Source organism: Bacillus cereus group sp. BfR-BA-01309, from assembly GCF_022664315.1.
Classification (GTDB): domain Bacteria; phylum Bacillota; class Bacilli; order Bacillales; family Bacillaceae_G; genus Bacillus_A; species Bacillus_A mobilis.
In genome coordinates, this window is record NZ_JAKUHE010000006.1 from 62990 (window position 1) to 76443 (window position 13454).

Here is a 13454-nt window from a genome sequence, read left to right on the forward strand (position 1 = left end):
TAAACCTAGCAATTATATTAATCAAATAGTTCATTAGGTATTTTTTTTAAAGAGTTTCGATTTGTAAAAAAATGAACAGCTAATTTCTCAATGAGAACATCTTCAATGGGCACTATGTTATCATTTTTAATCGGTAAAAAGGCTATTCCTTTACCGTCCTGAATAAACTCTTCCATAAGCGAATAAGAATCTAATTGTTGAAGTTGACCTTGAGATAAATTATTTTCTTTTAGAAATTGTATCGTCTTATTTCTAAAAGGGCACTTTTTATCATTACTAACGAAGAAGAGTTCCTTTGAATAGTCAATGATAGGCGTTTCTTTCGCTTTTAATAAGCCAACAGAAATGGAAGTAGTAAATACTTTTTTAAAAGCTGCTTCGGGATCATCCTCGTAAGTAATGACCATATCAACTTTTTGTTGTTGCAGTAATTTATGCAAATGACTACTATTTTCTACATATATTTGATAATTCCTGAAATTTTCTTTAATACGCTTACTTACATAATTAGTCAAAATAGATTGTGACGTCGCGATGATATAAGAAGAACCACTCGTTTTAATTTTATCTTTCGCTTCTTCTACTAAAGTTAATATTTGATTCGTGTAGTCTAATAAAATGTCACCTGAGGGTAACAAGGAAACACCTTTGTTATCTCTATGTAGTAAAGGTGTTTCTAATTCTTGTTCTAATTTTTTGATTCGCTCAGTTACGTTTGGTTGAACATATCCTAACTCTTTAGCAGCTTTACTAATAGAGCCTTCACTAGCTACAGTTTTGAATATAATAAGATCATTTATTTCCATGTATCACAGCTCCTTATACGGTATCATTATAAATGATATCAAGCATAATTTATACCTATTTTACGCTAGTCACTCATCGGTTTATCATTGTGTATATAAGATAGAAAGTGAGTGATAAACATGAATGGAATGCAATATAAGGTCATTTTGCCAAAGGATTATCATATGGAAATCGTTAAAAAAAGGGTAAAGGATAATGGACATAAAACGGATGGTTTTCAAGAATTGAATTTCAAAGCGTATTTAATTACAGAGGCAGGAAAGGACGGGAATTTCTATAACTGTTATGCACCTTTATATATTTGGAATGGCCATGAAGGAATGAACAAATTTATATTTGAAGGGTATTACGATAATATTTTACAATCTTTTGGATGGCAACAAATAAATATAGGTGTTCCATTAGTTGTTAATTTAAGTGATGATTTTAAAAAAAGTAAATATGCTGTTGAGTTTACAGGGAGTATTTCCAAAAGTAATTCACTGAAGGGAACGCAATTAAATACTATAAATGAAAATGTACAAAACATAGAAAAATGTTTAGGAAATGTAATCATTTATAATCCAGATAAATGGAGGTATAGTCAGTTTGATTTTTATGAAGGAAAGCCTGACATGGTAACCAATAAAGGAGTTACAGTATATGAGATTTTGCACATTTCACGATGAAAACTTGTTGAAGTTAAATTAAGAAAAAGGAATGAAAATGTATGCCCTTTGTGAACGTTTATTATCATGAAAATATATTAAATAAAGAAGAGTTGAAAAAGATAGGTGAATGTATTCATCTTTCATTAATTGAACATTTTAACATCCCTGAAAATGATTTTTTTCAAATGTTTTTACCTTATAAACAAAATCACTTTTTATTTAATCCATATTATTTATTAGAAAGAGGAGAAAAGAGAACAGAGAATATGATTTATGTTTCTATTACATGTGGACCGGGAAGAACGATAAAACAGAAAAGGGATCTGTATCAGTCGATATCCATGAGGGTTTCTGAATGTTCTAGTATAAAAAGTGCAGACATTTTTATTACACTAAATGAGACAGCTGCTGAGAATTGGTCGTTTGGTCAAGGAGTGGCGCAATTGGTAAAATGAAGGGGAGTGAAATGATGAATGAATCCATTGAATATTGTATTCAAAAGAAAATGAGAGAAATGGCCCCTGCATTTGCTCAATATAGTGAAGAGATATTGTTCGAGGAAGTGTGGCGAGATGCCACTTTAACATTAAGAGAAAGAAGTCTATGTACAGTAGCGGCACTAATTAGTCTTAATCAGACAGAACTATTACCATTTCATTTGCGGCTGGCCAAGCAAAATGGAATTATGGAGAATGAAATGATTGCGTTAATAACGCATATGGCTTTTTATGTTGGCTGGCCAAAAGCGGTAGCAGCTTTAAATATAGCAATGAATGAAATGGAAAGTTAAGAATAGCGATACTCTAATGAGATATTTTTCACGTTTTCTCTTGCTTTTTTATCACTTGCGTAGTAAAGTGATAGTAAGATTCACGATAGGAAGTGATCAAACATGCGTGATAATACGATAGGGTCATTAATATGGTTACGTTTAATACGATTTACGAACCAAAGTAATCAGATGTCAAATGAGTTTTTAAAACGTTTTGATTTAACGACAGCTCAATTTGATGTGCTTTTGCAAATACGTACGTATCAACCACTAACACAGATGGAGTTAGCTGAAAAGGTAACTGTTACACAAGGTGGTATTTCTCGAATGTTAACTCGTCTTGAAAAAGAAGGATATATTGTACGAAAACAAGATTGGAAAACGAAAACAATTAGCCTTACAGAGCAAGGGGAAGCAGCTTTAGAGAGAGCATTGCCAGAGCAACTTGCATTTCAATCATCGTTTTTTGATGATGTATTAAATGAAGAAGAGCAAAAAATATTATACGAGCTAATGACGAAAGTTCATAAGCATAGTGAGAAAAAAGAATTACCACATGAGTAATTTTTTTTACACCATCAATTGACTAATCAAGTGATGGTGTAGGTAATAGGGAGATACACTTGACTTACCAACCTTTTTAATAGAGAAACTAATTACACTTCATTAAAGGAGAGAGCAACTATGGAAAAATACCGTATGGATACAAGTAAAGGAATAGAGTTTGGATTATATTCGATTGGGGATCATGTTTTAAATCCGCATAACGGAGAGAAGATTAGTGCAGAACAAAGAATTCATGAATTAATTGAAACAGCTAAGTTAGCGGATGAAGCTGGACTTGATGTATTTGCTGTCGGTGAAAGTCATCAAACGCATTTTACAACGCAAGCTCATACAGTTATTTTAGGAGCTATTGCACAAGCTACGAAAAATATAAAAATTGCAAGTTCAGCAACAATAATAAGTACATCTGATCCGGTACGAGTATATGAGGACTTTGCTACAATTGATTTAATTTCTAATGGACGTGCAGAAATCGTAGCTGGTCGTGGATCTCGTATTGGAGGATATAGTTTACTTGGTTATGATGTGAATGATTATGAAGAGTTATTTGAAGAGAAGATGGATCTTTTATTAAAAATTAATAAAGAGGAACATGTAACATGGAACGGACAGTTCAGAGCGCCGCTTGCATATGCATCGGTTATTCCAAGAGCTAAAAATAATAACTTACCAATTTGGCGTGCAGTTGGTGGCCCGCCAGCTAGTGCGATTAAAGCAGGACGTGCGGGTGTACCAATGATGATAACAACACTAGGTGGCCCAGCTATTAACTTTAAAGGATCAGTAGATGCCTACCGTGAGGCTGCGGCACAAAGTGGATTTAATCCAGCAAGTTTGCCAGTTGCAACAACGAGTTTATTTTATACAGCAAAAAATTCACAAGATGCATTTAATGAATACTATCCTCATATTAATGCTGGTATGCTTACACTGCGTGGTGGTGGGTATCCAAAGCAACAATTTACAAATGCAGTAGATTACCGTGATGCATTAATGGTTGGTAGCCCGCAACAAATTATTGAAAAAATGCTTTACCAATATGAATTGTTTGGACAACAGCGTTTTATGGCACAAATTGATTTTGGTGGTGTACCACTTAATGAAATTGAGAAAAATATTGAATTAATTGCTACTGAAATTTTACCGGCTGTTAGAAAACATACAGCAAAATAATTTTTAAAAAACCGAGAGTCTAATCGATTCTCGGTTTTTTTATGTATGAATTTAGTTTGAAAAAATGACAAAAAAATGAATTTTCAGTCTAGAAAGAGGGAAGGTGTTTCCTATTTTTGAATAACAATATTTTGTGTTTGAATTTTAAAAATACATTTTTCTCTTGACAAAAAACTAACTGATTTATCTGTTGGTACAGAGGACATTTTTTCGCGAAAAAGTCAAGTGTATGAAGAGAGAAACGATTATTTTATTGATGTGAAAGTAAGTCTTATATTAAAAAAATACATTTTAGTAATGAGAAAAATCTAATTCAAAAAAATGACAAAAGACATATTTCAGACAAAATGATGTCAATAATACGTCAAAAATCAGCTGAATTTACTATGCAGGTATATTATACAATTCGATTAACGGATAAAACACTACTGAAATAGTGAAAAGGTAAATTTTATGAGAAAGTTCTTTTGTAATTATCTTAAAAACTGAAAATTTCTATTTTCTAAAAGTACATAAACAAATTTATCTTTCTACATTTCTAAGATTTGAGTTGCTTTATTCATACAACTCAATCGAAATTACGATATAAAAAATTATGAAGGAAGTGATTGTAGTATGGAAACGCTCGAATTGGCACGAATACAATTCGCATCAACAACGATTTTCCATTACTTTTTTGTTCCGCTGTCTATTGGTTTAGCTTTTATCATTGCATTAATGCAAACGTTATATGTGGTAAAGGGACAAGAAATTTATAAGAAGATGACGAAGTTTTGGACACAAATATTCCTTGTAAACTTTGCGGTAGGTGTAGTAACTGGTATTCTACAAGAATTCCAGTTTGGTATGAACTGGTCAACCTATTCACGTTTCGTAGGTGATGTGTTTGGTCCATCACTTGCGATTGAAGGTTTATTGGCATTTTTCATTGAGTCTACATTCCTAGGTTTATGGGTATTCGGTGAGGATAAATTGCCGAAGCGCGTTCACCTTTTATGTATTTGGCTCCTTTCAATTGGAACAATGTTATCAGCATTTTGGATTTTAACTGCAAGTGCATTTATGCAATCGCCAGTAGGGTATGAAATGGCAGCAGATGGTCGTGCACAAATGAATGATTTCTTAGCGATTATTCAAAACCCACAATTATGGGTACAATTCCCGCATACAATTACAGCGGCGATTGCAACTGGCGCATTCTTTATTGCAGGTGTGAGTGCATGGAAAATAACGAAAGCTCAAGAAACTGAAGTGTTTAAAAAATCGTTCCGCATTTCTATCATTGTTGGAACACTTACAACTGCGCTAGTATTATTCTTCGGTCATGCACAAGCACAACAATTAATTAAGACACATCCAATGAAAATGGCAGCAGCTGAAGCGTTATGGAATACGAGTGAGGATCCAGCGCCATTTACAGTATTTGCGAAAATTGATGCAGAGAAGCAAGAAAATTCGTTCGAAATTCAAATCCCTTATATGCTAAGTCTATTATCATTTGATAAATTTAGTGGTCAAGTAGAAGGAATGAATCAAATTCAAAAACAATATGAAGAAAAATATGGGCCTGGAGATTATATACCGCCAGTACACACTATGTTCTGGAGTTTTAGAGCGATGGTAATGAGTGGAACATTTATGCTACTTCTAGGAGCATACGGATGGTTCTTATCAAGAAAAGATCGTTTAGCTGAAAAAACTTGGTATTTAAAATTAATGGTGTATGCAATTGCACTACCTTTTATCGGTAATACAGTAGGATGGATTATGACTGAAATGGGACGTCAGCCTTGGGTAGTTTTCGGTGTTATGAAAACGGAAGATGCTGTATCTCCAAATGTTACGTTCGGAGAAGTATTATTCTCTTTAGTTTCGTTCACATCACTATATTTAATTATAGGTGGAATTACTGTTTACTTATTCATTCGTGTCATTAAAGGACATGAGAATAAGAAAACGAAACAGGATTCTCAAAGCCATGATCCATTTGATAAGGAGGAAGAGTATGTTATCTCTTAATGAGTTATGGTTTATCATTATTGCAGTTTTATTCGTAGGCTTCTTTGTACTTGAAGGTTTCGATTTCGGTGTAGGTATAGTTTCAAGGTTTTTAGGAGAAAACGATTTAGAGAAAAGAATTTACTTAAATACAATTGGTCCATTTTGGCACGCGAATGAAGTATGGCTTGTTTGTGCAGGTGGAGCTATGTTCGCGGCATTCCCGCACTGGTATGCAACTTTATTTAGCGGGTTTTACATTCCGTTTGTATTTATGCTTCTTGCTTTAATTATTAGAGGTGTTTCCTTTAAATTCCGTGCAAAAATAGATAATCATAAATGGAAAGGTTTTTGGGATTGGGGTATGTTTTTAGGAAGTCTGCTACCGCCTATTCTTTGGGGTGTTGCCATTGCTAACTTTATGGTAGGTATTCCAATTGATGAGACGAAAAATGCTGTAGGTGGATTCTTACAACTACTTCATCCATTTGCATTACTTGGAGGAGTTATGTTCCTTCTACTATGTATTGTTCACGGATTGCAATTCCTTACTATACGTACAACTGGTAAGTTAAGAGAACGTGCACGTATTGCTGCATTGAAAATTGCACCGCTTGCGATTATAGCACTTCTTATTTTTGCCGGTGTAGGGTTATGGAAAACAGATATATTCACTGGTCATGGTACAGAGTGGGTTATGGTTCCGATTGGAGCTTTTGTAGCATTATGTGCGTCAACATTATTAAATAAAAGAAGAAGAGATGGTTGGGCTTTCGTTATGACGAGTTTAACAATCATTTTACTAAGTGCGAGTGTGTTTGCCGGCATGTTCCCACGTGTCTTAATTAGTTCGTTAGGGTCAATATACGATTTAACAATTTATAATGCAGCATCAGGTGATTATGCACTAAAATTGATGACGTATTTTTCAATTGCTATATTGCCATTTGTTATGGGAAGTCAAATATGGAGTTTCTATGTGTTTAGACAACCTGTTAAGTCAGATAAAGATTTGGAGTACTAATGAAAAGAAAAAGAGGACTTCCGTCGTATCCTGGTAGCCGAGTTTTATATGTAGTGTTAACAATCATTAGCATTTTAGAAGCTATAAGTATTATTGCGCAAACAGTGTTTTTAGCGCGGGCTATTACGTTTTTATTTCAAGGAGAAACAGTGCAATCTGTGTTAAATGAAACTGTTTATTTTGGAATCATGTTTGCAGTACGTCACACGTTAGTGCGAATATCGCAAATATTAGTGGAACGTTTCGCTGAAAAAACAGGATCGCTACTGCGAAAACAATTAATAGAGGCGTATTTCACATTAGGTCCACGGTATGTTCAAACTGCTGGAACAGGTCATCTGGTTACCTTATCAATTGAAGGTATTGAGAAATTTAAAACATATATTGAATTAACAATTCCTAAAATGATTAGAAGTAGTATCGTACCGGGACTCATTGTACTATATGTTTTTACGTTAGATATTGAGTCTGGAATCATTTTAGTTGTAACGATTCCTATCGTAATTATATTTATGATCCTACTAGGATTAGCAGCACAGAAAATGGCGGATAGCCAATATGAGTCATATCGAGTACTTTCTAATCATTTTGTAGATACGTTAAAAGGATTAGAAACATTAAAGTATTTAGGTAAAAGTAAACAGCACGAAGGAAAGATTGAAAAAGTAAGTAAAAGGTATAGAAAAGCAACGATGCGTACTTTGCGAGTTGCTTTTCTTTCTTCTTTTGCATTAGATTTCTTTACGAGTTTATCAATTGCATTTGTGGCGGTCGGATTAGGGATACGTTTAATAGATGGGACAATTGTACTATTGCCAGCCCTTACGATTTTAATTTTAGCTCCGGAATATTTTCTACCGATTAAACAAGTTGGAGCGAATTATCATGCTACGTTAGATGGACAACTTGCAATGGAGCAAATAGAAGAGATTTTACAGCAACAAAAAGAAATAGGAAAGAAAGAATCAAATGTAGATTTAATATGGAATTCCTCTAGTAGCTTGAAATTACAAGATGTAAAAGTAAAGAGCGATGAATCTGAAAAAGCTATATTAGAGGGAATTGATTTTACTTGGAAAGGCACCGGTGCTATAGGTGTAATTGGAGAAAGTGGAGCAGGAAAATCAACATTAATCGACGTATTAGCAGGATTTTTAACTCCTTCAGGTGGAAAGATGATTGTAAATGGTGTGGAAATTGACGGGACTACTCGTGAAGAGTGGCAAAAGAATATTGCTTATATTCCGCAGCAACCTTATATTTTCCCGCTTTCATTAAAAGATAACATTTGTTTTTATGAAACAAATACAACTGATGAAGAAGTGGAAAGAGTTATTAATGAAGTTGGTCTTCATTCACTCGTAACATCGCTTCCGAACGGGATGTGCGAAAGAATTGGAGAAGGTGGACGTATGCTTAGTGGCGGGCAAGAGCAACGTGTTGCTATGGCGCGTGCACTTTTAAGCAAAAAGCCAATTATTTTATTAGACGAGCCTACAGCACATCTTGATATTGAAACTGAATTTGAAATAAAACAAGCGATGTTACGTCTGTTTGAAGGGAAGTTAGTATTTCTTGCAACACATCGTCTTCATTGGATGAAACAGATGGATCATATTCTTATTTTAAATAAAGGGGAAATGATAGAAAGTGGAACATATGAAGAGCTTTTAAAGAATGAGGCATTACGTTTTCACAGGAAAGAGAGGGGATAGAGATGAGTAACTGGATTAAACCTTATATACAGCAAAATAAAGGTAGAATGACTTTAACTATATTCCTTGGTCTTCTTGGAGTTAGTTCAGGTGCGATGTTACTTTTCATTTCAGGTTATTTAATCTCTAAATCTGCTCTTAGACCAGAGAATGTAATGGCTGTATATGTTCCTATCGTTGCAACACGTGCGTTTAGTATAGGACAAGCGGTATTTCATTATTTAGAGCGTTTAGTTGGACATGATGTCGTACTGCGCATATTAGAAAAAATGAGAACGAAACTATATAGAATAGTAGAGCCGCAGGCGTTATTTTTCCGTTCGCGATTTCAAACGGGCGATATGTTAGGTGTATTATCCGAAGATATAGAGCATTTGCAAAACCTATATTTACGTACCATATTTCCTAGTATATTAGCATTAGTTGTATATAGCATATTCGTACTTGTTATCGGAGCATTTGACGTAGTGTTTGCACTTATTGCAGCATGTATGCTAGCGATTATCGTCTTTCTGCTTCCATTTATATCATTACTTTTAATGAAGCAACATCATGTTACTTTAAAACAAGGAAGAAGCCGTTTGTATCAACAATTAACAGACGCTGTTTTTGGATTATCTGATTGGCAAGCAAGTGGTAGAAAAGATGAATTCATTGATAAGTATGTAGAGCAAAATGCTCAGTTGTTAAAAACGGAAAAAAGAATGAAACGCTGGAATCATATTCGGGACAGTATCATTCAAGTAGTAGTGGGGATTGTAGTCATTTCCATGATCATATGGACTGGAAATGAGGCGGCAAGTGAACAGATTGCACCTACCGTTATTGCGGCTTTCGTCTTAATGACGTTATCAGTTACAAACGCGCTTATTCCTCTTTCAGATGCTATCGATCGAATCCCATCATATGTAGAATCTGCTCATCGTCTAAATCAAATAGAAGATAATGCTGTTTTACAGGAAGAAGAGGAATTACGCGGGGATAAAGGTTATGTTGCATCAAAACATATAGACATTGAATTAAATCATGTATCGTATAGTTACCCAGATAGTAATGAATTTGTATTGAAAGAAGTATCACTGCAAATAAAGGCAGGAAAGAAAATCGCCATTTTAGGAAGAAGCGGAACTGGAAAATCTACTTTGTTAAAATTGTTAACAGGTGCGCTAAGTCCGTTACATGGTGAAGTTTTATTGAATAGTGAACATGCTCATACAAATCTTTTATCGAAATATATTTCTGTATTGAATCAAAAGCCACATTTATTCGATACGACAATTGGAAATAATGTGCGAATCGGTAAACCAGAGGCTACGGATGAAGAGATATGGACAGCTTTAGAGAAAGCACAATTAGCTTCGCATATAGCTTCTCTTCCGGACGGATTGCAAACAAAAATGCATGAAATGGGAAAAAGGTTTTCTGGCGGGGAAAGACAGCGGGTTGCTTTTGCTAGAACGCTCATGCAAGAAGCACCAATTATTGTACTTGATGAACCTACGATCGGCTTAGATCCAAAGACAGAACTATCTTTAATAGAAACAATGTTTTCTGCAACGGAAGAAAAGACTGTGATTTGGATTACACACCATCTTGTAGGAATTGAACATGTAGATGAAGTTATATTCCTTGATCGTGGTCAAATTGTGATGCAAGGTAGTCATGAGCAACTTCTGAGAGAAAACGAGAAGTATCGTATGCTTTATGAGTTAGATAAAGGAATATAGTTTGAATAAGTATTAATTTTAAAATAGCTACGCCTAATGGTGCAGCTATTTTTTGTTAAGAAATATATATATGTATTCCGATATTTGCAGGGAGTAAGACTCCTATCTTAAGATCCGGCTGATGTGAGGAAGTTAGGCGGGAGAGTAACTGTACGTAAAAATTCGATTGGTGAGGGGGATAATTAGAATGGCCCCTCTAATTAAGGTTTCTTTTTATTTGCCTTATGATAGAAATCAAATGAATAAAAAAAAGCAGCTAATCAAATGTTTATATGATTGAATATGTATATTTACGATTGAAAAGTAGGATATTTTGTTATGGGCTTGCATAAAAGTATAAAGGTTTCATACGGTTTAAGTAATGTGATATTATGTCGCGTATATAAATAATATGCGAAAAGGTGGAGGGAAAAGATGGGGAATCGTTTTGAAAAAAGTGAAGAGGCGATAGATCGAATTCCGTTAGTAAGTGTATTAATTCCTACTTATAATCGTCCTGGCTACTTTGAAAAAGCATTGTGTAGTGTATTACAACAAACATATTCCAATATAGAAATCATTGTTGGAGATGATAGCACGAATGATGAAACAGAAAATGTGTTACAAAAATACTTATGTGATCATTCAAATATTATTTATATAAAAAACAGGTCAACTCTCGGACAATTTGAAAACGCGCTAATGTTATTTAATGAAGCGAAAGGTGAGTATATAAATTTTTTAATGGATGATGATATATTTCATAAGAATAAAATTGAAAAAATGATGAAGTATTTTTTTAATGATTTAGATAATGAAATCAAACTTGTAACATCTCATCGTCAAGTAATTGATGATAAAGGGAAAGAACTACGACATATTTATTCAACTGTCCGTTTATTTGAAGAGGATACGATTATAGAGGGAACAGAATTAGGAAATAGGGTAATTGTGGATCAAAAAAATTATATTGGAGAACCGACAACAGTTTTATTTCGTAAAAATGATTTACAAGAACCGTATGGGATTTTTGATAAGAGAAGGTATCTATGTAATGTAGATATAGCCTCATGGTTATCTTTATTAAGTAAAGGAAAAGCAGTATATATAGCAGAGACACTTAGTTACTTCCGATTACATCCAGGTCAACAGTTGAATGAATCTAATAAACTTATGGATGGAGTAGAGGATTTTTCACATAGTATTATAGTTGGAGAAAAGTATGGTTTTTTATCTACTGAAAAAGAGTTATATAAAGCAATAACTAATTTCCAAGACTATGCAAAAAAAATAGTTCCATCATCAATATTATATACGTTAGACTACTACCGACATATTAAGCGAAAGGAGATAAATATAGAAAAGAAAAAACAGTATCGGAATAACTACTCTCATTTACCAAAAGTCAGTATACTTATTCCTGCCTATAATAAACCTCATTACTTGGAATTAGCTCTCAAAAGTGCTTTGAATCAAACATATGAAAATATTGAAATAATAATTTCTGACGATAGTACAAACGGTGAAGTTCAAGCGATGATCCAAGCATATTTAAGTCAATATGAATGTATTACATATGTTAAAAATAAACCTCGAGTCGAAGCAGAGAACTTTAATAAGTGTATAGAACTTGCAAATGGAGATTATATAAACTTTTTATTAGATGATGACTTATTTCATCCTGAAAAGATTAAAAGAATGATGAACTATTTTTTTAGTCTAGAAAACATTTCGTTTGTGACGTCATATCGTGAATTAATTGATGAGAATGGAAAAGTATTACCACCATCAACATTGAATATGAAAATTGCCAAAGAAACTACACTTTTTGAAGGGAAAGAATTAGGGGATTATATGTTAAAAAACTTAAAAAATGTAGTTGGTGAGCCTACAACAGTTCTGTTTAATCGAAAATTTTTAGGAGGGGGTTTTGGGTGTTTTAAGGGGAAGGGTTACTCTACTATTCATGACATTGCAACATGGCTAGATATGATGAGGAAAGGGAAAGTAGTTTATATAGAGGAACCCCTTAGTTATGTTAGACAACATAGTGGGGAAAATCAAAAAAAAATGCAATTTAGATTAAAGACAATTGAAGAATGGATTGAATTAATACTAGATGCATATAATAGTGGGTTTTTAAATTATGAGCAAGATTATAAAGAATGTTTAACGCATTGTTTGGAAAATGCGGTGTTAATAGTTAAGGATGTGGTAAAAAATAGTCAATTAAATCAAATTGATAATGAAAAGATAGAGAAGGAACTAAATAAGTTAGTTAATCGTATATTTGAGAAAGAAGTCTGCTATTGTCAATTTTGCAATCAACAATTTGAAAAATTTTCTCCTTGGCCAGAACATTACGCTTTTCCAAAATATAAATTTGAGATGTGGAATAAAGATACGGGGATTTGTCCGGTATGTGATTCGATGGACCGTGAAAGGCTATATCGTGTTTATATTGAAATGGAAACGGATTTATTAAGTGAAAATGATACTATGCTTCATATTGCACCAGAAGCGAAGTTAAGAAGTTGGTTTGCTCAGTATAAAAATATTACATATGTATGTGGAGATATTGAACCAAGGGATCCATTAATGCAGGAAATTGATGTTACTAGAATTCCATATGAAAATGATACATTTGATGTGGTTTTATGTGGTCATGTATTACAGTACGTTCAAGATGATGAAAAAGCGATGAGAGAGTTATATAGAGTATTAAAAACAAATGGATGGGGAATTATTCAAGCTCCAATCGTAATGAATGTAGATATTATTATAGAGAATGAATTAATTTTAACGCCAAAATTGAGAAAAATAGCTTTTGGTCATGAAGAACATGTAAGAATTTATAATCAATCAGGATTTATACAACGATTAATGAATGTAGGATTTAAGGTTGAATTGTATAACATAGCTGAAGAACAAGGAATGAGAAGTGCTAGGAAATTTGGTTTATCTGAAACTGATGTACTCTATATTGTTCGGAAATGAAGAATTGAGGGGAATTGAAATAATTCGCATAATACGGATTATGGA

General features: G+C 33.5%; 11 protein-coding genes. 10 read left to right on the forward strand and 1 reads right to left on the reverse strand.

Going from position 1 to position 13454, the window contains the following annotated elements:
* Window positions 1-17: 17 nt before the first annotated feature.
* Window positions 18-806, reverse strand: coding sequence for a LysR family transcriptional regulator (locus MR115_RS13090; RefSeq protein ID WP_242241586.1), 789 nt, complete (start codon window positions 804-806; stop codon window positions 18-20).
* Between the two features lie 120 nt (window positions 807-926).
* Between MR115_RS13090 and MR115_RS13095 the strand changes: the two genes are divergently transcribed.
* The 10 genes from MR115_RS13095 (at window position 927) to MR115_RS13140 (ending at window position 13409) form a co-directional block, all read left to right on the forward strand.
* Window positions 927-1475: a DUF4865 family protein gene (locus tag MR115_RS13095; RefSeq protein WP_242241587.1), complete on the forward strand. Its 549-nt coding sequence runs from the start codon at window positions 927-929 to the stop codon at window positions 1473-1475.
* Window positions 1476-1516: 41 nt separating this feature from the next.
* Window positions 1517-1912, forward strand: coding sequence for a tautomerase family protein (locus MR115_RS13100; protein WP_242241588.1), 396 nt, complete (start codon window positions 1517-1519; stop codon window positions 1910-1912).
* An 11-nt stretch (window positions 1913-1923) separates the two neighbouring features.
* Complete coding sequence (locus MR115_RS13105) at window positions 1924-2247, forward strand: carboxymuconolactone decarboxylase family protein (RefSeq protein ID WP_242241589.1); 324 nt, start codon at window positions 1924-1926, stop codon at window positions 2245-2247.
* Between the two features lie 102 nt (window positions 2248-2349).
* Complete coding sequence (locus MR115_RS13110) at window positions 2350-2793, forward strand: MarR family winged helix-turn-helix transcriptional regulator (protein ID WP_001205521.1); 444 nt, start codon at window positions 2350-2352, stop codon at window positions 2791-2793.
* A 120-nt stretch (window positions 2794-2913) separates the two neighbouring features.
* Window positions 2914-3969 carry an LLM class flavin-dependent oxidoreductase gene (locus MR115_RS13115; protein ID WP_242241590.1) on the forward strand — a complete coding sequence of 352 codons (1056 nt, stop codon included), beginning with the start codon at window positions 2914-2916 and terminating at the stop codon, window positions 3967-3969.
* 615 nt (window positions 3970-4584) lie between these two features.
* Complete coding sequence (cydA, locus tag MR115_RS13120; RefSeq protein WP_061676854.1) at window positions 4585-5988, forward strand: cytochrome ubiquinol oxidase subunit I; 1404 nt, start codon at window positions 4585-4587, stop codon at window positions 5986-5988.
* Window positions 5975-6991, forward strand: coding sequence for a cytochrome d ubiquinol oxidase subunit II (gene cydB, locus MR115_RS13125; protein WP_063261808.1), 1017 nt, complete (start codon window positions 5975-5977; stop codon window positions 6989-6991). Before cydA ends, cydB begins: the two co-directional genes overlap by 14 nt.
* The gene (gene cydD / locus MR115_RS13130; RefSeq protein WP_242241591.1) at window positions 6991-8706 is read left to right on the forward strand and encodes a thiol reductant ABC exporter subunit CydD; all 1716 of its coding nucleotides are present in this window, start codon (window positions 6991-6993) and stop codon (window positions 8704-8706) included. The genes cydB and cydD overlap by 1 nt, the downstream gene beginning before the upstream one ends.
* 2 nt (window positions 8707-8708) lie before the next feature.
* A complete protein-coding gene (gene cydC / locus MR115_RS13135; protein ID WP_088029587.1) occupies window positions 8709-10433 on the forward strand; it encodes a thiol reductant ABC exporter subunit CydC in 1725 nt (574 codons plus the stop codon).
* Between the two features lie 414 nt (window positions 10434-10847).
* The gene (locus tag MR115_RS13140; protein WP_242241592.1) at window positions 10848-13409 is read left to right on the forward strand and encodes a glycosyltransferase; all 2562 of its coding nucleotides are present in this window, start codon (window positions 10848-10850) and stop codon (window positions 13407-13409) included.
* The last annotated feature ends 45 nt before the right edge of the window (window positions 13410-13454 follow it).